The sequence below is a fragment of the Enterococcus sp. S22(2020) genome (assembly GCF_020295385.1).
Taxonomy (GTDB): Bacteria; Bacillota; Bacilli; order Lactobacillales; family Enterococcaceae; genus Enterococcus_L; species Enterococcus_L dunnyi.
Map to the genome: position 1 here is coordinate 436,002 of NZ_JACFUD010000004.1, position 21,530 is coordinate 457,531.

The following is a 21,530-nucleotide window of genomic DNA, read 5'->3' on the forward strand; positions in this document are numbered from 1 at the left end:
TTTTTACGATTTACTAGAATGTTGAACAAAACATGAAGGAGGAAGGGATTTGAAGAAATTTAGAAGAACGATTAGTTGGGTTGGCTTGTTGCTTGCAGTAATCACATTGGGAGGGTGTACTCAGTCAGCTAAAACAGAAAAGACAAATGCTGATAAAAATGAGGAGACATCTGTTGTTCGGGAAACAGCCTTTGGCAAGGTGAAAGGGTATGAAGAGAAAGAAGCGCTTGTATGGTTAGGCGTCCCATACGGCGGTGAGACCGCAAAAGAAGCGCGCTGGAAAGCACCAACAGATCCACAGCCTTGGGAAGGCGAACGTGATGCAACAAAGGCCGGAAGTGTTGCTTTACAAACGAGTGCAGATGGTATCGTAGGTTCAGAAGATGGCTTAAATCTGGATATCTACCGTCCTAATAATGATAAGAAAGACTTACCGGTTCTTGTTTATATCCATGGTGGGAATAATCAAACGGGGACAGCGGAAGAAATCTCCGGCGTTTCTTTTGTGACGGGGCATGATGCGATTGTCGTTTCCGTCAATTATCGTTTGGGTCCACTTGGATTCAATCCACTGCCAGCTTTAAAAAATGGAACCAAAGAAGAGAATTCCGGAAATTACACATTGCTGGATTTAAGTAAGTCTTTAGATTGGGTAAAGCAAAATATTGAAAATTTTGGTGGAGATCAAAATAATATCACAGTCAGTGGCTTTTCTGCTGGCGGGCGTGATGTGATGGCTATGCTGATTTCACCAATATTTGAAGGGAAATTCGATAAAGCGATCTCATTTAGCGGAGGAATGACGATTGCCGATGAAAAAAGAAGTCAAGAAGTCTATGCGCAGGCAATTGCTCCATTGGTTGTAGAAGATGGTCTAAAAGAAAATGAAACTCAAGCAAAGGACTGGCTATTGAGCACAGATCAAGAGGTAAAGGATTATCTGTATGCACTTGATGGAGATCGTTTAGTTGGACTGATGAGCAATGCAGGGATTCGGATGAGTGTGTTCCCGCATTTATTTAATGATGGATATGTGCTTCCGAAAGAAGGGTTTGACACAGAAAACTATCATTCTGTTCCTCTGATGATGCTGACTGGAGAGCAGGAATTCTCCTTATTTGGGCGCTTTGATCCGTATTTTTCTCAATATTTAGAAGGCGGAAAAATTGATGCTGATCCTGAAATTGCGAATCAATATGCGTTTATTAATAACTATGGCGGACAACTATACAGCTTGTTCAATGTTCAAGAGTCTGCAGAAAAAATGAATCAGCATTATCAAGCAGCTATCTATGGCATGGAAATCGAATTCGGTGCAGATAAAGCTGTAGTAGGAGAAGAAATGGCTAAACTTGGTGCATTCCATGGTGTTTTTGTCCCATTGCTTGATACGGAAAGTAAAAATTATGCAGGCTTAGTTGGAGCAGGTTATGATAGTGAAGGAGCGAAGGATTTAAGCAAAGTATTCCAAAATTATTTATTTGAGTTTATTAAAAACGGTGATCCAAATGGTTCGGATCTGCCGAAGTGGGAAGAATGGCAAGCTGGATCGAAAGACAATCTCTTATTTGTAAATGCGGACAAAAAACAAGCATCAGCAAAAATGGGGCATAAAACCTATGATTATGAAAAAGTTTTGGAAGCAATCGATCAGGATACAACAGTGTCAGAGAATCAAAAGCAAGAGTTGTTGAACAAAGTAATGAATGGCCGCTGGTTTAGCAAACGGCTGGATGAAAAGTATGAGCAGCTTTCTGATTTTGATAAAGAATAGAAAGATTTGCTGTCGGTATAAATATAAGGTCGAGAAACGTTGGAAATAATCTCGATACCTTACGGTAAAAAAGTGACTTATCATTTTTAGCGGGTTTAGACTAAATTTGATAAGTCACTTTATTCGTATAAACATTTGCGAATCAAAGAGCCTGTTTTTCATTTTGATAGAACATGGAAAGTATCAACCCGATAGCAATAAAATTCGCTAGATAAGCAGTTCCTCCCTGGCTGATAAAAGGCAACGGAATACCAGTCAAAGGCAATAAACCAATATTTGAACCGATATTTTCTAGGATATGAAACAAAAAATACATGATGATCCCAGTCGTGATATAAGCATAAAATTCTCGTTTAGCTGCTAAAGTACAGATCAGCATTTGATATATGAGATAGAAGAAAAGTAAAAGCAGGAAACAACTTCCGATAAATCCATAGGCTTCAGCGATAACAGTAAAGATCATATCGGATTCCCGAACTGGGACGTAGACTTGTAAATTGGTCAGTCCTTTTCCCGCTAATTCTCCTGACCCAATCGCGCTCAACCCTCTAGCTTGCTGAAAAGCGATCGAATCCGCATAAGCAAATGGATCCAGCCAAGCGTGAATACGGTCGAATTGATAAGGCTTAAAGTGTAAATAGGCAAGTATTTTTTGTCCTTGCTCCGTTAAAACCAACAAGATCGCACTGATGCCGATCAAACTCAAACCGCCAAAAAGAGGAACCAAAAGTTTCCAAGAGCAGCTTGAAACAAGTAGAATACCAAATAAAATCGATAGAAAAACTAAACTAGTCCCAAAATCTTTTTGATAAAACATCAGTCCAAAAATGGGGATGCTCACAAGTAATAGTTTTCCTAAAAGTGACAGCTCCTCTTTTAGCGAAGAGAAGGTCTTACCATATTTTGTCACGAGATAAGCCAGCATCAGAATATAGCCCAATTTTGCAAACTCAGAAGGCTGAAAAGCAAGCGGACCAAGGCGAATCCAGCGTTTGGTTCCGGTAGCAACAGCCATCACAGGATCATGGAATTTTACTAACAAGCCCATCAAAATCAGGGAACAAAGATAAAGATAGGGAGCAGCTTTCCATAAAATCTTGATTGGAATCAGCATCGTCAAAAACATAGTGATGATTCCTAAGAGTGTCCACAACAGCTGTTTTATTAGCAATGGAGTGACAGCAGTGATCGTAGGATCAGCTTTGAAAGCACCGTATTGTGCGACAAAGCCAACTAAGATCAGTAGCAAAACTGGGAGTAAAAGACCGTAATTGATCAGCTCATTCGATCTGTTCCGAATTCGTTTCATTGGCTTTCACCTCGTGATCGTTGTTTTTCTCTCAGCTCGCTTGCGCGAACATTCAACGCAACACCGAGAACAAGGCTCAAGATCAATAGACTAGATCCGCCATAGCTGATAAATGGAAAGGTCAGTCCAGTCATCGGGATATAGCCCAAAAGACTGCCGACATTGACAGAAACCTGCAAGAGCAATAAGACACCGCAGCCAATGTACAGGTAAGAATAATAAAGACGATTCGTTTTTATCCCTAATAAAAGCAAGCGGGCGACCATAAAGAAGACCAAAAATAGAATGCCCAAAGAAAAAATCAAGCCAAGTTCCTCTATACATATCGCAAAAATAAAATCTGTATCAGGCTCAGGTAAAAAGCCTTTTTTCTGAATACTGTTTCCTAAACCTAAGCCCCAAAATCCGCCATTATGGATCGCATAATAGGCATTGGATGTTTGAAAGCCTTTGCCCATAGGATCGATAAAAGGATTTTGCATGACTTCAAAACGTGTCACTAAGTAACTGAATTTTTGCGGCAGCCATTCTGTGGGCAAAGATAATAAGAGCATTGTTCCCAATTTTTTTGCGATGACGAACCCGATCAAAGCAAATGACATGAACCACGGTGATAGTCCGCTTGTCAAAAATAAAATCAATACTAGAATAAAAATCATGGAAGCACCAGCGATGTTTGGCTGTAAAGCAACGAAAAACATCAAGCTGATCGAAACGATTATCGGCTGTCTGTACTGTTTGAAAGAGAAAGGCGTGACAGTTTCTGTTTTTGATAATGCAAGAGCCAGATAAAGCACTAAAATAAATGGGACCAACTCTGAAGGCTGAAACAAAAGAATTCCTAAATTGATCCAACGTTTGGCACCGCCAACGCTTGTTCCGATGACTGGTAATAGAATTAAGGAAAGAAATGTCAGGCCAAGCAACATGTGAATAATCGTAGGCTTTCTCAAAACAGCTAAATTGATCCGATAGACGATAGCTAAACAAACCAGACTGAAAATAAAATAAGAGGTCTGCTTGAATGCTTTATGTGCCGGACTTAATTGGCTATCAAGCAATTGATAAGAACTAGCGCTATATACCATTAAAATGCCGATCACACACAAAATAAGATAAGGGAGAAGGAGGTAAAAATCTAGATAAACTATTTTGGAAGGCTTCCGCAGCGTCTTCATTCATCTGCCCCGTCAGTTAAAAAGTCATTTATCGCCTGTGCATTTTGCTTCTCATCGATTTCTAAAACACTGCCTGCCTCCGTATAATCGTTAAATGCCCAGCTCCCTTCAACTGGAACAGATAAGGTTTGAAGAGGTTTTACTTTCCCACCTAAAAAGTCCTTGGCTAAATCGATCAGAAGTTCGGCTGGAATATTCGTGTCTAGATAACCAACGGCTTCTCCAGCAATTTGAGGCAGCTGTAAAAGCGGGACCGCGTTTGTAGCTTGTTTTGCTAAAGCGTCCATGACTTGCTGCTGTCTTCTGATACGACCGAAGTCTCCTTCGCCATCCATGCGGAATCTGGCGTACTGCAATAAAGTATTCCCATCCATTGTTTGATTACCTTTTTTTATATCGACGTTATCTAAGTTCAACTCTTTTTCTGCATTGATTTGGACACCTTTGGGGTAAAGATCATCGATCAAACGAATAAAATGGTTAAAATCAACGGCTATATAATAATTGATGGGCAGATCAAAGGAGCTATTCAAGACTTGTTTAGTCAGCTCAGCTCCACCGTAAGCGTAGGCAGCATTGATTTTTTCTGCTCCATGTCCAGGTATTTGAACGTAAGAATCCCGCATGATCGACAGCAGCTTTGGTTGTTTGGTTTCACTATTATAATGCGCCACCATCAACGTATCTGCCCGTCCACCGTCTTCGTCATCTTCGCGTCCGTCATCACCGATCAATAGAATCGTGATTTCTTTTAAATTTGTTTGTGCATCTGCAGAAAAAGTCAAATTCTTTCGTTTAGTGACGTGTGTTTGGGCTGTTTTTTTACCATGATGAAAGCCAATGACTGCATAACAGCCAAGAGCAGTAAAAATCAAAACAGTGATAAGACTAATACAAATCAAACTCTTTTTTACTAGATTCATTGTTATTCCTCGCTAATCATTTTATTGATCATCAAATAAATTGCGGCGCTAGGAATCGACATATACGTCGGGATGACCGTTTTCTTGCTGACTAGGTTGTTTAGACCGAGCTGATTTTTCACCTCCAAATAGTTCACTGATCCAAAACAAAAAACTTCGCTGAAAAAGACTCAGCGAAGGGGATTGATTCCAGCATAAAAAAGGGTCATCATTCTCATCGTTGAGTTTTAGCACTATGAAACGTAAAAAGCATTGCTTTTAGCTACTTTGTGAAAAGCCTTAATTCGACAATTCCTGTCCTACCCATGCCTGTCTTTCGACATTTTTGAGCAGTAGCCTGTGTTTTCATAGGAGCCTCACCTAACAAGTTATTTAGATCGCCACAACTATAATCAATTCAATAACGGAAGTCAATCGTTCAAAAGTTAATTTTTTCCTAAGTAAAAAGAAAGGTTGAAAGAATATCGTTTCCGAGATCGGTCGAGAATACGTTTAGATCAAGCCATTTCATAAAAGAACTAAGAAAAAATTGATTTAAGTATCTTTACTAATAGAAAATCAAGAACCTCTTTTCTTTAGATTTTTTTAATAAAAATAACAGCTAGCATCATTTGTTTAAGAGAAGTTTTAAATTTTATGTCGCATCCAACTTGAAAACAGAGTAAGATAGAATTGTAGAAGAATGCGCTTGCATTTTTTAGAAATGGGGGAAGGTAAATGAGCTATAGAATAATACAGCAAGAAAATTGGATACTCGTTGAAAATGATCAAGGAGCAGCCTTAGGTTATGCAGCAGATTCGGGAGTAACATTGATTGAGCAGGATGGATTCGCTTTTAAAGATTTGAATAAAAATGGCTGCTTGGATCCATATGAAGACTGGCGCTTGCCAATTGAAGAGAGAATCGAAGATTTAGTTACACGATTAAGTGTGGAAGAAATGGCTGGATTGATGTTGTATAGTCGCCATCAAACAGTATCAAGAAGTGACAATCATTTTGTGCAGATGTTTTCCGGTACATATGCGGGAAAGGCGCTAGCAGACTATGACGGACCGATTTCTGAATTGACGGACCAGCAAAAGGAATTTTTAACGAAGGATCATATCCGCCATGTGCTTTTGACGAGGGTAGAATCACCAAAAGCAGCCGCACAATGGACGAATAAAATTCAGGCGATGGCCGAAAGCTTGGACTCGGGCATCCCAGTAAATATCAGCTCAGATCCGCGTCACAGCACAAGTGCAGACACAGAATTCAATGCCGGGGCAGGCGGAGAGATTTCTATGTGGCCGGAGCAGTTAGGGTTAGCAGCAGCTTTTGATCCTGAGCTGGTGAAACGATTTGGAGAAATCGCTAGTCAAGAATATCGGGCATTAGGAATTACGACCGCTTTGTCACCGCAGATAGATTTGGCCACTGAACCGCGCTGGATGCGTTTTTCGGGTACCTTTGGTGAAGGGGTAAAATTAGTCACTGCTTTAGCTCAAGCTTATTGTGATGGTTTTCAAACAACTAAAGAAGCAAACGGTTGGGGCAAGGAAAGTGTGAATGCGATGGTCAAACATTGGCCGGGGGGTGGCAGTGGTGAGGCTGGACGAGATGGCCACTATGGTTATGGAAAATATGCCGTTTATCCTGGAAATAATTTTAACGAGCATCTAAAACCATTTCTAGAAGGAGCATTTGATTTACAGGAAGGGACAAAGAAAGCGGCAGCAGTCATGCCGTACTATACGATATCTTATGATCAAGATCAGAAACATGGAGAAAATGTTGGAAACGGTTTTAGCCAATTTATCCTCAATGATCTATTACGAAAGAAATATCATTATGATGGCGTTGTCTGTACAGACTGGTCGATCACAGCTGATCCAGTACAAATCGATCAATTTCTTGGCGGAAAAAGCTGGGGAGTAGAGGAGCTGACTGTGGAGCAGCGTCATTACAAAGCACTGTTAGCAGGAGTTGATCAGTTTGGAGGAAATAATGAAATTGCCCCCGTTTTGGCTGCTTTTGAATTGGGCGCTAAAGAATATGGGACACAAGCAATGAAAGAAAGGTTCCAAGTTTCGGCTCGCAGATTGTTGAAGAATCTGTTTCAAACAGGTTTATTTGAAAATCCATATCTAATATCAGAAAAATCTGAAGAAATCGTTGGGCAGCCACAATTTATGGAAGCAGGATTTAAAGCACAGCAAAAATCTTTAGTACTGCTAAAAAATAAGCATAGGCTATTGCCTTTAGAAAAGACGGCTAAATTGTATATTCCTAAGCAGCGCATTGGTGCTTCAAAGGATTGGTTTGGTCATCCGCAACCTGCATTTGAAAAAAATCCTGTCAATCGAAGCCTCGTCGAGAAATATTTTCAAGTTGTGGATTCGCCTGAACAAGCAGATGCGATTTGGCTATTTTTAGAGTCGCCTAAAACATATGGCTATTCGAATGAAGATCGTGGCAATGGCTATTTACCGATCAGTTTACAATACAAGCCATACACTGCACACTTTGCCCGAAAAAAAAGTCTTGCTGGCGGTGATCGTTCTTACCATGGAAAGAAAAATACGGCAAGTAATGGGCAGGATATCGAAACACTGCAACGATTAAAGGAACAACATCCTAATGTACCGATCATTGTGAGCTTGACATTGAAAAACCCAACGATCGTTGCAGAATTCGAGCCGTATGTCGATGCGATTATTGTCGATTTTGGTGTACAAACACAAGCGATACTTAGTGTTCTAAGCGGCGCTTTCACTCCTTCTGGGTTGCTGCCGTTCCAAATGCCGGCAGATATGGAAACAGTTGAAAAACAACAAGAAGATGTCCCTCTTGATATGAAGTGTTACTCAGATGAGTTTGGACATATGTATGATTTTGGATTTGGCATGGATTTCGACGAACCGATCGTTGATGAGAGGAGAAAATTTTATGAATAGTTAAGGCGATGTATCAAGAGTTGAGGGCTGAAAATCAGTTTATTGATTCGTTCTATAATGTTGATCAAAAAAGAGTCTTACGTAGACATGCTTTACACATTGCGTAGGACTCTCTTTTTGTTTATTTTGCCGCGATTTTTTTCGCTTTTTCGGTATTCGCAAAATGGAGTTTTGCGTATTTGCTCAGTAAGTCGATACCGCCTTTTTTTAAGACTTTTGCAGCAATCTGATCGGCAGTGCTACCTGCGCCGGATGGAACCTTCAAGCCTAATTCTTGTGATTCTTTCTCCAGCTCATCTAAAAAAGCTGCTCGGCTAATGATCGAAGCAGCAGCGACTGCCACATGATATTGCTCACCTTTGGTTATAAAATAAAGCTTTTCACGTACCTGATTTTTTTCTGAGCGTACATATTTTTTATAATTAGCTTCAGGAGTAAACTGATCGATCAAAATGGCCTCTGGTTTAACAGGTGCGATGTCACCCAATAATAAGTGGATAGCTTGGTTATGCAGTGCAACTTTCATATGGACTGCGTTATATTTTGGCTGGATCTGATTGTATTTTTCCGGTTCAACGATCAGCAATCTGAATGGGATCAATTCTTTGATCACTGCTGCAAGCTGCCTGATTTGCGGATCAGTCAACTCCTTGGAATCTCTGACTCCGAGCGCTTTTAATTTTGCTACCATTGTTTTTTCTACATAAGCAGCACAAACTGTTACTGGACCAAAGTAACTGCCGTTACCAACTTCATCGCTGCCTAAAACAGAAAGCTGACTGAAATTATCTGGCAGTGCTGTAGAAGTTGTCGTTTTAGCTTTAGAGGTGGAAGCAGTTTTGTTCGAACTAGGTGCGCCCCACTTTGCAGCGATCTTTTCCGCTTCTAACCCTTGAAAAACAACTTTTCCTGAGGTGTAGGCAGTGATCGTTGTCGTCCCTGATTTTGCCACGAATTCTGTATACGGAACCTGTTTATTTAAGAGTGAGCGCTCATAAAAAGACTTCATTTTTTTGATGGTATCTTTGGATACTTTGATAACTTGAGTTTGAGACATTAGACGGCTCCTTTCGCGAGTTCTTTTCTATAGTAAAACAAAAAGTTGGAAAAGTGAAGCGTATTTCCTGCTCAAATGAAGCAAATAGATGATGAGAAACGGCTTCATAATCACCTTCATTTGAGTTTTCAGAAACTCTATGATATAATACTTTACAAGTAATGATACTAGTCGGAGTGAGCGGATTTCTGCTCACTCTTTTTAATGGAGTAAGGCAGGAAAAGTACGGCTGTTTTACTTCTACGCTAGTCCTCATTCTATAATTCCTGAAGGAGGCGAAAATTTTGAGTAGTGTTGTGGAAACTGTTACCGAGTTAGTCACACCAATCTTAGAAAAACAAAATTTTGAACTTGTAGAAGTAGAGTTTGTCAAGGAAGGAAAGAACTGGTTTCTCCGTGTCTTTATTGATAAAACCGGCGGCATTGATATTGAGGAATGTGCCTTTGTCAGTGAACAACTCAGCGAAAAACTTGATGCTATGGATCCTGACCCGATACCACAAGCGTACTTTTTGGAAGTCTCTTCTCCGGGAGCTGAACGTCCGTTGAAAAAAGAAAGCGATTATGAACAAGCCGTTGGCCAATATATCCATATCTCTCTTTATCAAGCAGTTGAGGGAGAAAAGCAATTTGAAGGAACGTTAAAAACTGTAGACAAAGAACAATTGGTCTTGACGGTCAAAATCAAAACAAGAGTCAAAGAGTATACATTTGAACGGAAAAACATTGCCAAAGCTCGTTTAGCAATCCAGTTTTAACCCAGACATTCGTAGAGCAAAACAATCTAGTTTTTGCTTATTACGGAAAGGTGTTTTCCGAAAGAAAAGCCATTCCGTTTATCTTTCATTTAAACAAGTAGGAGGAAATGACAACAAAATGAGCAAAGAAATGTTGAATGCATTGGATGCATTAGAAGCTGAAAAAGGTATTTCTAAGGATATCGTGATTGATGCGCTGGAAGCAGCATTAGTTTCCGCATATAAAAGACATTATGGACAGGCCCAAAACGTTGAAGTAGAATTCGATGGCAAAAAAGGCAATATCCATGTATATGCAGTAAAAGAAGTCACTGAAGAAGTGATGGATTCCCAATTGGAAGTCTCATTAAAAGAAGCGATGGAAGTCAATAAGGCGTATGAGCTGGGCGATAAAATTCGTTTTGAAGTGACACCAAAAGACTTTGGCCGGATTGCGGCACAAACAGCGAAGCAAGTTATTTTACAACGTGTGAGAGAAGCTGAAAGAAACATTATTTACAATGAATTCAGTGCATACGAAAATGATATCATGCAAGGAATCGTTGAAAGACAAGACCGCCGTTATATCTATGTGAACTTAGGAAAAATCGAAGCTGTCTTATCAAAACAAGACCAAATGCCAAATGAATTTTATCAACCGCATGATCGAATCAAAGTGTATGTATCACGTGTTGAAAATACATCTAAAGGGCCTCAGGTTTTTGTTAGCCGCAGTCATCCAGATTTATTGAAGCGATTGTTTGAACAAGAAATTCCGGAAGTGTATGATGGAATTGTAGAAATCGTCAGCATTGCTCGTGAAGCAGGAGACCGCTCAAAAGTCTCTGTTCGTTCAACAGATCCAAATATCGATCCTGTTGGTACGTGTGTAGGTCCTAAAGGCCAACGTGTTCAAGCGATCGTGAATGAATTAAAAGGTGAAAATATGGATATCGTAGAATGGAATGAAGATCCAGCGATCTTCATCAGCAATGCGTTGAATCCAGCACAAGTTGTCGATGTTATTTTTGATCCTACCAATAACAAAGCTTGTACAGTTGTTGTACCAGATTATCAATTGTCACTTGCTATCGGTAAAAGAGGTCAAAATGCACGTTTAGCAGCTAAATTGACAGGCTTCAAAATCGATATCAAACCAGAATCAGAAATGGAAGAATTCTACGCTCAACAAGAAACACAAGAAGATGCCGCAGAAGAAGTTTTTGATGAAGCGATCGTAGAGTCTGATTTAACAGCTGATGAGTATGAAGAAATTGCGTTTGAAGAAAAAACAATAGAAGACGAAGAACAAGTCTAACGATTTGGAGGGAACAAAATGAAAAAAAGAAAAGTCCCGATGCGTAAATCTGTTGTCTCAGGCGAGATGAAACCAAAAAAAGAATTAGTCCGAATCACTCGTTCTAAAGAAGGTGTCGTATCGATCGACCCTTCTGGAAAAATGCCGGGGCGAGGTGCGTACGTCGCTCTTGAACCAAAAGAAGTTCAAGATGCATGGGATAAGCACATTTTAGATCGTGTTCTGGAAACAACGTTGACTGACGAATTCTATCAAGAATTGTTAGATTATGTGGAACATCAAAAAGCCCGTAAAGAGTTGTTCGGAAATGGATAAAGAAAAGATTTTAAATTTATTAGGTTTGGCTATGAGAGCTGGAAAACTAGTGACTGGTGAAGAGTTGACTTTAGCAGATATTCGCAGCAATAAGGCGAAATTTGTTTTTGTCGCGGCAGATGCTAGTGAAAATACAAGAAAGAAAATCAAGGACAAATGTTCTTATTATAAGATTCCGACAGACGAGTCGTTTACCCAATCAGAAATCAGTCATGCAATTGGCAGAACGCGCATGATTATTGGGATTAATGATCAGGGCTTTGCGACAAAGTTCAAGGAATTAATCAAAGGTTAGGAAGGTGATTGCATGGGGAAAAAGAGAATTTATGAACTAGCGAAAGAAATCAATCAATCGAGTAAAGATGTCGTGGAAAAAGCACATGCATTAGGTATGGATGTGAAAAATCACATGGGCGCAATTTCTTCAGATGATGAATCAAAACTTCGTCAAGCTTTTGGAGGAAAGAAATCTGCACAACCACAACAAAAACCAGCAGCAAAACCGCAACCAACACAAAGCGGTCAAACAAAACCAGCAAATCCGAAACCAGCTAACCAAAATAGCAATAAACCAACACAAAATCACAATAAAGGGCAACAACAAAATCGTAATAACCAAAATCGAAATACGCAAGGAAGCAGCCAAAATATGACACAAAATCGTCCAAACCAAGGACAGCAACAACGTCCGCACCAAAACAATAATCAAAACCGTCCTGCACAATCAGGACAACAAAACAATAACCAAAATCGTCCTGCACAATCAGGACAACAAAACAATAATCAAAATCGTCCTGCACAGTCTGGGCAACAAAATAATCAAAACCGTAACAATACACAACAACGTAATACACAAAATACAAACCAAAATCGTCCAAACCAAGGACAAAGTAACAACCAAGGCAATCAAAATCGCAACAATAATCAAAACCGCAACAACAGCTTTGGCGGCGGTGGCCAAAACCGCAATCGTAACGGTGGTTACAACAATCAAAACCGCAATCGTTTCAACAAAAAAGGCAAAAAAGGGAAATACCAAGAATCAACAAAACCTGCAGTGCCAGCACGTAAATTCCGTGAATTACCTGATGTTTTAGAATACACAGAAGGAATGAACGTAGCAGATATCGCGAAGAAAATTCACCGCGAACCAGCAGAAATCATCAAAAAACTCTTTATGATGGGGGTTATGGTCAATCAAAACCAATCATTGGATAAAGAAACAATTGAACTTTTAGCGGTCGATTATGGAATGGAACCGCAAGAAAAAGTCCAAGTTGATGTGGCTGATATCGATAAATTCTTTGAACCAGAAGCTTTAGTGGAAGAAAATCTTGTGACTCGTCCGCCAGTTGTGACGATCATGGGCCACGTTGACCACGGGAAAACAACATTGCTTGATACATTACGTAACTCACGTGTGACTTCTGGGGAAGCAGGCGGGATCACTCAGCATATCGGAGCGTACCAGATCGATATCGACGGTAAACCGATCACATTCTTGGATACACCAGGACACGCGGCCTTCACTAGCATGCGTGCACGTGGCGCTGGTATCACAGATATCACAATTTTAGTTGTCGCAGCAGATGATGGTGTGATGCCGCAAACGATCGAAGCGATCAACCACGCAAAAGCAGCAGAAGTACCGATCATCGTAGCAGTCAATAAGGTAGATAAACCAGGAGCTAATCCTGATCATGTAAAACAAGAACTAAGTGAACATGGCTTGATTCCGGAAGAATGGGGCGGAGATACGATTTTCGTCAACATTTCTGCGAAATTCAATCAAAATATCGATGAATTATTAGAAAATATTCTGTTGATCGCAGAAGTCGAAGACCTTAAAGCAGATCCAACACAGCGTGCGATCGGTACAGTCATCGAAGCTCGTTTAGACAAAGGAAAAGGACCGGTTTCAACATTGCTTGTTCAACAAGGAACGTTGAAAGTCGGAGATCCGATCGTTGTTGGTAATACCTTTGGACGTGTCCGTGTCATGACCAATGATATTGGCCGTCGTGATAAAGCTGTAGGTCCTGCGACACCAGTCGAAATCACAGGGTTAAACGATGTACCGCAAGCAGGTGACCGTTTTGTCGTCTTCGAAGATGAAAAAACAGCCCGTCAAGCAGGTGAAGAACGTGGTAAACGTGCGGTTCTTGAACAACGTTCAGCTAATAACCGTGTTACTTTAGACAACTTATTCGAAAGCCTGAAAGAAGGCGAATTGAAAGATGTCAATGTGATCATCAAAGCGGACGTACAAGGAACTGCTGAAGCCTTAGCTGCAAGCTTACAAAAAATCGATGTTGAAGGCGTTCGTGTGAAAATCGTTCACTCAGCAGTAGGTGCGATCAATGAAAGTGACGTTACACTTGCCGCAGCAAGTAATGCGATCATCATTGGATTTAATGTACGACCTACACCGCAAGCGAAACAACAAGCTGAACAAGAAGAAGTGGATATTCGTTTACACCGCATCATCTACAAAGCGATCGAAGAAATCGAAACAGCGATGAAAGGGATGCTCGATCCAGAGTTTGAAGAAAAAATCACTGGTCAAATGGCTGTCCGTGAGCTGTATAAAGTATCTAAAGTTGGAACGATCGCCGGCTGTTATGTTACAGAAGGATTTATCCGCCGCGACAGTGGTGTTCGTGTGATCCGTGACGGCATCGTGATCTTTGAAGGCAAATTAGCCAGCTTGAAACGCTTTAAAGATGATGCAAAAGAAGTGAAACTTGGCTTTGAATGTGGAGCGATGATCGAAAACTTCAACGACCTTAAAGTTGATGACGTGATCGAAGGCTTTATCATGGAAGAAGTAAAAAAATAAAAAGTTCTCATTAGTAAGAAAGAAGGAGAAACAGTATGGCAAATTATCGTGACCGCCGAGTGGGTCAAGAAATCATGCGGGAAGTCAATGACATCTTGAGAAAACGCGTAAGAGACCCTCGTGTGCAGGATATTACGATCACCGATGTTCGTGTAACAGGTGATTTGCAGCAAGCAACGATCTATTATAGCTTGTTATCTGATCTAGCTTCTGACCAACAAAAAGCTCAGCAAGGATTAGATAAAGCAAAAGGTTTGATTCGTAAAGAACTAGGTCAAGCTTTAACATTATACAAGACGCCTGAGCTGATTTTTGAAAGAGATGAATCTGTACAATATGGCAATCATATTGACGATTTGATCCGCAAATTGAATCAAGGGGATTAATAGAAAAGATCTGGAAGATATTTCTTCCGGATCTTTTTTTATTATCTATGTAAAGGTATGGCTCTTGTTTTTCCTTTGTAACAAAATTATTTCATTGTAACTAGATTGAAAGCAACTGTAATCTTTTTATCGATTATAAAGAGAAGAAATATGGTACTATTTTATAGCATAAGATTTATTTGAGAAATCGGAGGGGTATTAGTGAAGAAAAAAAGCTTGACCTTATTGATCGTTGGATTAATGACAGCTGGCGGAGCGTTGGCACCAATCAGTGCAATGGCCGAAACAGCCGATAAAAAAATAGAGCAGCAAGATAAAGAAATCTCTGCATTAAAAGAAAAACAAAAAAGTGTAACCACTCAAATCGCTAGCTTGGAAGAGGAAATTTCTTCTATTTATGATAAAGGGATAGAATTGAACAGACAAAAAACGAGTCTGACGCAAGAATCAGAACAGTTGAAAAAAGATATTGCAGCACTGGATGTTCGAATCAATAAACGAACAGAAGCGATCCAAAATCAAGGACGAAATGTTCAAGTGAATGGGCAGGGAGCTCAAATCTTGGATATGATCTTAAATGCAGAATCAATTTCTGATGCTGTTGGGCGAGTGCAGGCAATTTCTTCGATTTTGACAGCAAATAATGATCTAGTTAAGCAACAAAAAGAAGATAAAAAACTAGTGGAAACTAAAAAGGCGAATATTCAAAAAAATCTAGTTGCTGTGGAAGATGCAACAAAACAACTTGAGCAAGAAAAAGAGTCTCTTGTAAGTAAACAAGCAGATTTGAATGTATTGAAAGCTGAAGTCGATTCAGAAACTGCTGGGGCTGAAAATTCTAAAAATGAATTAGTGAAGAAACAGCAAGAAACACTAAAAGCTCAGCTCGCAGCTGAAGCAAAACAAGCAGAAAATAAAAAAGCTGCAGCCGCCAAAGAGCAAAAGACGACTCAAACAACGGCGAGCGAAACACCAACAGCGCCTTCTGCATCAGAAGAAGTACCAGAATCAAACAGCACTGAACAAACTAATACGACTCCTAGTGAAAGTAATTCAACTGATCAAGGAAATACAACACCATCTGAAGGGCCGAAAGATCCTACACCAACACCGCCAGTGACTTCTGCAGATGCTACTTTCCAAGCATTAAATGCTTTGCGGACTGCAAATGGATTGAATCCAGTGAGCTGGGATGCAGGTTTAGCTGCTTCTGCTGGAGCTAGAGCATCAATGATGCAGGACTATCAAATTCCATCGGATCATTGGAACAGAGGCGATGAAGTAATAGCCTTTATGTTTGCACCTGGAAACTCTGTGATCATGGCTTGGTATAATGAAACGAACATGGTTTCACCATCTGGGACAGGACACCGTGATTGGGAAATGAATCCGAGCATGACACGTGTCGGCTTTGGGTATGCGGGTGATGTGATCGTTGGTCACTCTGCCTAATAATAAATAATAACGAAACAGTGTGGTTCAAAATCATTTTTGGATCGCACTGTTTTTTTACCATAAAATAATCGGTACAAACTTTAGCTTACTTGACCTTGAAAAAATGAATTTTCATGTGCTTCTATGTTATAATAAGCAAGTTAGTAATCTTCGTATTAGGAGGCTAAATCGATGGATGGTATTTTACCTTTATGGAAAGAACGTGGAATGACAAGTCATGACTGCGTATTCAAATTAAGGAAAATTTTACATACAAAAAAAATTGGTCACGGCGGGACCTTAGATCCTGATGTTTCAGGTGTCTTGCCGATTTGTATCGGAAAAGGAACCAAAGTGATCGAATATATGGTTGATTCAGGGAAAACCTACGAAGGGGAAATCACCTTAGGTTTTTCTACAACAACTGAAGATAGTAGTGGAGAAATAGTTGAAAAACATAAATTAGCAGCGCCTTTTACAACAAAAGAAATCGATGCCGCAATGCAGCAAATGACAGGTACTATCACGCAAATTCCGCCCATGTTTTCAGCGGTCAAAGTAAATGGTAAGCGTCTTTATGAGTATGCAAGAAATGGTGAAGAAGTAGAGCGTCCAAAACGAACTGCACAGATTCATTCATTTGAACGAACTTCTGAGCCGGTATTTGATTCAATAAACGGTACACAGAGCTGGCGCTTTAAAGTAGTTTGCGGCAAAGGGACTTATGTTCGAACGCTATCTGTCGATACAGGGGCACTTTTAGAAGTGCCGGCCCATATGTCTGACTTAACAAGAACAGCAAGCGGCGGGCTGACTGCTAGCCAATGTTTAACATTGGAACAAGTCGCAGAAAAAATGGCGCAAGAAGCTATAGATCAAGTATTGTTACCGATCGAGACAGCAATTACTGATTTTCAGCGGATCGATTTGTCAGATGAGCTTTATCAAAAGGTCAAAAATGGTGTTCGATTGACTAAAAATGAATTAGGATTAGATGAAATGCCAAAGGAACTAGTTGCTTTATTTTATCATGATCAGGTGGTTAGTCTTTATATGGCTCATCCAACGAAAGCAAATGTTTTAAAACCAAGCAAAGTCTTACGAAATAATTAATAGAAAGAAGTTTTAATATGCAAGTGATTTCAATTCGACATCCTTATCAACCAGAACAAATTCCGTCAGATGAAGTAGTAATGGTATTAGGTTTTTTCGATGGTGTTCATCGTGGACATCAAAAGGTGATTGAAACAGGTAAAAAATACGCCGAAGAACACAACTTAAAATTAGCCGTTATGACGTTTAATCAGCATCCTTCGATTGTTTTTCAAAAGGTATTGCCCGAAAATATGAAATATTTGAGCAGCTTAGAGCAAAAAGAACGTTTGATGGAACGCTTAGGAGTTGATATTTTATACGTGATCGAGTTTACTTCTGCGTTTGCTCATTTAGCACCGCAGGATTTTATTGATCAATATATTGTAGGCTTACATGGAAAAGCAGCTGTTTCAGGGTTCGATTATACCTATGGTCCTAAAGACATTGCGGATGTGGCTCATCTACCTGGCTATGCAAAAGACCGCTTTAAAGTGATCACTGTCAGCAAAGAAGAGTTAGCCGGTGAAAAAATAAGTTCCACTCGAATTCGTTCCTTGATGGAACAAGGTCGGATGGAAGAAGCTTCTGAATTATTAGGGTATGTTTATGAGACAGATGGGACGGTTGTTCATGGAGATGCTAGAGGTCGTTTGCTGGGCTTTCCAACAGCGAATATCAAAGTAAAAAGTACGGTTCGTTTGCCAAGGATCGGTGTCTATGCTGTCAAAATCAAGATCGGTGAACGATGGTATGTTGGAATGGGGTCGATCGGTCATAATGATACATTTGGTGATGGTCGGGAATTGACTGTAGAAGTGTATATTTTAGATTTTCATCAGGATATTTATGGTGAACAAGTGACTGTAAGCTGGAATCATTATTTAAGAGACCAAGTGAAATTCGATGGTGCTGATAGTTTGATCGTGCAATTGAAACAAGATGAGCAGGATACAACTGATTACTTTTCACAAGAGAAGTGAGTCAACGACCAAACTAAAAACGGTTTGGGCAAATGTGGTGAACGTTCAGTTTTTTGCTTGAGAAAATTAGATAGTATAAAGTTTTTATAAACTATCCTAAATTTGTGCTCGAGTGGATAGGTACGCGTTATACTTTGTAGAAAATGGATAAAAAATAGTCAAGGAGAGGTTTATGGCAGAAAAAAAAGATAAGAAGAAGCCGTCAAAGAAAAAACAAAAGAAAAAAGAGCAGACAGCTAAAAGAAAAAAGAAGCGTGTAACTCTTTCGATTTTGTTGATCGTCATTATTCTGAGCGGTGTTTCTTTTTTGATTTGGTTTTATATAAATTTAGATTATCAAGATCATTCGAATCCATCATATGAAGGATTCCGATTTTCTCCATCGCCTTTAGCCATTACTCTTGTCGATAATCAGAAAGAAGATGTGATCCTAGAAGATGGGAGCCGTTTAAATCCTGATTTTGCAGAATCATCGATCGAGAGGTTAGCGAAAAATAAGTCTGTCTACTATCCGCCTGAACGTCCGTCTTTTCGTTTGTTGAATCAGGATAACAAACAAACGACTTATAGACTTAGTGCAGATTTAGAAAGTGTAAATCATCTTAAAACAGTTGAATTTAGTGTTTTTGGTGAAATAGATGGAACGAACGATCTAAAAAACTATCAAGCCGTTTATCATTCTGAAACGAATACGTGGGATACAGATGTTTTGATCAAGAATCATCAAGAGGCTGGCGATTATCAAGTAACTCTAAAAATCACTAGAGAAAATGGTGAGATAGAAACGGTTCCATTTGGAAACTTTACTGTAGATCAGCCGACTCTTCAATCTGAAATTGACGGTACAGAGGTTTCAAAAGGCCAATTTGAAATCAATCTTTCAGTATCAAGCAAATCAGATACGGAAAAATTAACGGCAACTGTCTGGTCAAAAGAAGATCAGAGTGATAAAAAAGTATATGATGCTAAACGTCAAGAAGGCAATTCCTATAAGGTTCATGTGGATTATGAGGATTTTGATTTTATCAATGGCATTTATCATGCAAATACCGAGTTCATTGGTAAGAATGGATTAAAAGCTGAGAGCGATGCTGGTGCGGTAGAAATCAATTTACGCCGTCCTGTTCGTATCCGATTGATGCAGGAGACGGCTCTTTACCAAAACCGCCAGTTGTCAAAAGCTGTTCGGCAACTCTCTGCTCATAGTATGGCCTATGTTAGAGGTATCGTTTTTAATAATGATAAGAAAATATACAGAACGACAGAGGGCTATATTCCGGCAGACAATGTTGAAGTGAGCGAAATGATGGATGATATTCGGTATGTTGCTCATCGAGGAAATCATAAAGCTGCACCAGAAAATTCCCTTCCAGCGTTTCAACAGTCAAATAGCTGGGGCATTGAGACCGATATCCGCTTGACTAAGGATAAAAAATGGGTGATCATGCATGATCAGTCCGTTGATCGAATGACGAATGGTAAAGGGAAGGTTAGCGATTTGACACTTGCTCAAATCAACGCTTTGCGAATCGACCAAGGATCGAATAAAGAAAATTATTCCGAAGAACAATTGGTTGTTCCAACATTGGAAGACTTTTTAACTGTTATGAATACAAAACAAAGTATTCCGTTTATAGAAATTAAAGCAAACAAAGTAGACGCTGCTGATTATGATAGTTTAGTCAATTCGATCAATTATTATGGATTGGCGAATACAGCAGTTGTTATTTCTTTCGATTATAAGCATTTAGTTGAAGTTAAAAGAAGACTTCCAGATGTTCAGGTTCAACTGTTGGCAAATAGGCTGGATGAGCAGATGATCGAACAAGTCAGCCAGCTTGGAGGGAATTCTGGTTTGGATATCAAGTATGAAAGTGTGGCAGATCGTGCTGATTTGATCGCGCTAGCTCAGAACAAAGGACTGTCCGTCAATCTGTGGGGAGTTCCACAGAGTGAATTCAAGAAGATGGAAGCATTGGGGATCAATAATCTAACAACAGATTATGACTAGCCAACAGAATAAACGAAATTAAATCTACAGATATTGATTTTAAAGGAATGGACTGCAATGATCGAAACAAATAAAGGAAATAATAAAATTTCAGCATATATCCACATTCCATTTTGTGAACATATCTGCTACTACTGTGATTTCAATAAAGTATTTCTTGAAGGGCAGCCGGTAGATGAATATATTCAGGCGCTATTAAAAGAAATTGACTTGACGAAAAGTCGATTTCCTAGCCAAGAAATGGAAACAATCTATATTGGCGGAGGTACGCCGACTTCCTTATCTGCTAAGCAGCTTGCTGTTTTACTGGAGGGAGTTCGTACATTATTACCATTCAACGCTAAAAATGAGTTTACTGTAGAGGCCAATCCTGGCGATTTAACGCAGGAAAAGCTCCATGTGATGAAAGAATATGGAGTCAATCGTTTATCGATGGGGGTTCAAACCTTTGATAACCAATTGCTGAAAAAAATTGGTCGCAAGCATACAGCGGAGGATGTTTATGAGACAATGAAGTTCCTTGAAAAGGAAAATTTCTCCAATGTAAGTATCGATTTGATCTATGCGCTGCCGGGGCAAACGTTAGATGGCTTTAGAGATACATTAAAACGTGCGATCGAGCTTGATTTACCGCATTATTCTTTGTATTCATTGATACTGGAAAACAAAACAATGTTCATGAACTGGGTGAGACAAGGCCGTCTTCAATTACCGGACCAAGAAGTTGAGGCGCAGATGTTTGAAGAAACGATCATCGCGATGGAAAAAGGCGGACGGCGGCAATATGAAGTGAGCAATTTTGCTTTGCCTGGGAAAGAGAGTCAGCATAATCTAGTCTACTGGGATAATGAACATTATTATGGTTTTGGTGCGGGAGCAAGCGGCTATTTAGGTCATACTCGTTACCGTAATCACGGACCGATTCAGCATTACCTAACTCCTTTACGTAATGGGCAATTACCAGTTGTAGAATCGGAAAAATTGACGATCCACAATCAAATGGAAGAACAGCTTTTCTTAGGTTTACGTAAGAAAAAAGGCGTATCTAAACAGCAGTTTGAAGAAAAATTTGGTGTACCGATTGAGCAAGTCTATAAGGAAGTCATTCCGCAGCTTATCGCGCGTGGATTATTAGCAGATCAAGATGAGCATCTTCAACTTACTGAACAAGGCTTATTTGTAGGGAATGATGTATTTGAAGCCTTTTTATTGGATGAAAAATAAACTTAAAAGAAGG

General features: G+C 39.7%; 18 protein-coding genes and 1 riboswitch. Of the genes, 13 read left to right on the plus strand and 5 right to left on the minus strand.

What is annotated here, in order from left to right; genetic code table 11:
* Window positions 1-49 precede the first annotated feature (49 nt).
* Complete coding sequence (locus H3T55_RS10615) at window positions 50-1,774, plus strand: carboxylesterase family protein (protein WP_225534440.1); 1,725 nt, start codon at window positions 50-52, stop codon at window positions 1,772-1,774.
* Between the two features lie 142 nt (window positions 1,775-1,916).
* Here the strand turns inward: H3T55_RS10615 and H3T55_RS10620 are convergent, their stop codons facing one another.
* Genes H3T55_RS10620 through H3T55_RS16640 form a run of 4 tightly spaced genes read right to left on the minus strand, consistent with a single transcriptional unit; the run spans window position 1,917 to window position 5,321 of the window.
* Window positions 1,917-3,083, minus strand: coding sequence for an FtsW/RodA/SpoVE family cell cycle protein (locus H3T55_RS10620; RefSeq protein ID WP_087641443.1), 1,167 nt, complete (start codon window positions 3,081-3,083; stop codon window positions 1,917-1,919).
* The gene (locus H3T55_RS10625) at window positions 3,080-4,261 is read right to left on the minus strand and encodes an FtsW/RodA/SpoVE family cell cycle protein (RefSeq protein WP_225534441.1); all 1,182 of its coding nucleotides are present in this window, start codon (window positions 4,259-4,261) and stop codon (window positions 3,080-3,082) included. Before H3T55_RS10625 ends, H3T55_RS10620 begins: the two co-directional genes overlap by 4 nt.
* The gene (locus H3T55_RS10630) at window positions 4,258-5,184 is read right to left on the minus strand and encodes an LCP family protein (protein WP_225534442.1); all 927 of its coding nucleotides are present in this window, start codon (window positions 5,182-5,184) and stop codon (window positions 4,258-4,260) included. Before H3T55_RS10630 ends, H3T55_RS10625 begins: the two co-directional genes overlap by 4 nt.
* Before the next feature lie 2 nt (window positions 5,185-5,186).
* Window positions 5,187-5,321 (minus strand): hypothetical protein, encoded by a 135-nt coding sequence (locus tag H3T55_RS16640; protein ID WP_263866780.1) that lies wholly within the window; start codon window positions 5,319-5,321, stop codon window positions 5,187-5,189.
* 68 nt (window positions 5,322-5,389) lie between these two features.
* Window positions 5,390-5,559, minus strand: a riboswitch (M-box (ykoK) riboswitch).
* A 342-nt stretch (window positions 5,560-5,901) separates the two neighbouring features.
* Between H3T55_RS16640 and H3T55_RS10635 the strand changes: the two genes are divergently transcribed.
* A complete protein-coding gene (locus H3T55_RS10635) occupies window positions 5,902-8,121 on the plus strand; it encodes a glycoside hydrolase family 3 protein (protein ID WP_225534443.1) in 2,220 nt (739 codons plus the stop codon).
* Between the two features lie 121 nt (window positions 8,122-8,242).
* Here the strand turns inward: H3T55_RS10635 and rnhC are convergent, their stop codons facing one another.
* On the minus strand, window positions 8,243-9,178 hold the full coding sequence (gene rnhC / locus H3T55_RS10640; protein WP_225534444.1) for a ribonuclease HIII: 936 nt from the start codon (window positions 9,176-9,178) through the stop codon (window positions 8,243-8,245).
* A gap of 284 nt (window positions 9,179-9,462) precedes the next feature.
* On the opposite strand from rnhC, the gene rimP reads away from it, so the two are divergent.
* The 11 genes from rimP (at window position 9,463) to hemW (ending at window position 21,517) form a co-directional block, all read left to right on the plus strand.
* Complete coding sequence (rimP, locus tag H3T55_RS10645) at window positions 9,463-9,936, plus strand: ribosome maturation factor RimP (RefSeq protein WP_225534445.1); 474 nt, start codon at window positions 9,463-9,465, stop codon at window positions 9,934-9,936.
* Window positions 9,937-10,054: 118 nt separating this feature from the next.
* Window positions 10,055-11,233 carry a transcription termination factor NusA gene (nusA, locus tag H3T55_RS10650; RefSeq protein WP_225534446.1) on the plus strand — a complete coding sequence of 393 codons (1,179 nt, stop codon included), beginning with the start codon at window positions 10,055-10,057 and terminating at the stop codon, window positions 11,231-11,233.
* A gap of 18 nt (window positions 11,234-11,251) precedes the next feature.
* On the plus strand, window positions 11,252-11,548 hold the full coding sequence (gene rnpM / locus H3T55_RS10655; RefSeq protein WP_087641450.1) for an RNase P modulator RnpM: 297 nt from the start codon (window positions 11,252-11,254) through the stop codon (window positions 11,546-11,548).
* Window positions 11,541-11,843: a L7Ae/L30e/S12e/Gadd45 family ribosomal protein gene (locus tag H3T55_RS10660; protein WP_225534447.1), complete on the plus strand. Its 303-nt coding sequence runs from the start codon at window positions 11,541-11,543 to the stop codon at window positions 11,841-11,843. The genes rnpM and H3T55_RS10660 overlap by 8 nt, the downstream gene beginning before the upstream one ends.
* A gap of 12 nt (window positions 11,844-11,855) precedes the next feature.
* Window positions 11,856-14,387, plus strand: coding sequence for a translation initiation factor IF-2 (gene infB / locus H3T55_RS10665; protein WP_225534448.1), 2,532 nt, complete (start codon window positions 11,856-11,858; stop codon window positions 14,385-14,387).
* A gap of 35 nt (window positions 14,388-14,422) precedes the next feature.
* Window positions 14,423-14,773: a 30S ribosome-binding factor RbfA gene (gene rbfA, locus H3T55_RS10670; RefSeq protein ID WP_087641453.1), complete on the plus strand. Its 351-nt coding sequence runs from the start codon at window positions 14,423-14,425 to the stop codon at window positions 14,771-14,773.
* A gap of 201 nt (window positions 14,774-14,974) precedes the next feature.
* Window positions 14,975-16,225: a coiled-coil domain-containing protein gene (locus tag H3T55_RS10675; RefSeq protein ID WP_225534449.1), complete on the plus strand. Its 1,251-nt coding sequence runs from the start codon at window positions 14,975-14,977 to the stop codon at window positions 16,223-16,225.
* A gap of 174 nt (window positions 16,226-16,399) precedes the next feature.
* On the plus strand, window positions 16,400-17,320 hold the full coding sequence (gene truB / locus H3T55_RS10680) for a tRNA pseudouridine(55) synthase TruB (RefSeq protein WP_225534450.1): 921 nt from the start codon (window positions 16,400-16,402) through the stop codon (window positions 17,318-17,320).
* A gap of 17 nt (window positions 17,321-17,337) precedes the next feature.
* Window positions 17,338-18,282 (plus strand): riboflavin biosynthesis protein RibF, encoded by a 945-nt coding sequence (gene ribF / locus H3T55_RS10685; protein WP_225534451.1) that lies wholly within the window; start codon window positions 17,338-17,340, stop codon window positions 18,280-18,282.
* 172 nt (window positions 18,283-18,454) lie between these two features.
* A complete protein-coding gene (locus H3T55_RS10690) occupies window positions 18,455-20,293 on the plus strand; it encodes a glycerophosphodiester phosphodiesterase family protein (protein ID WP_225534452.1) in 1,839 nt (612 codons plus the stop codon).
* A gap of 57 nt (window positions 20,294-20,350) precedes the next feature.
* Window positions 20,351-21,517: a radical SAM family heme chaperone HemW gene (gene hemW / locus H3T55_RS10695; RefSeq protein WP_225534453.1), complete on the plus strand. Its 1,167-nt coding sequence runs from the start codon at window positions 20,351-20,353 to the stop codon at window positions 21,515-21,517.
* The last annotated feature ends 13 nt before the right edge of the window (window positions 21,518-21,530 follow it).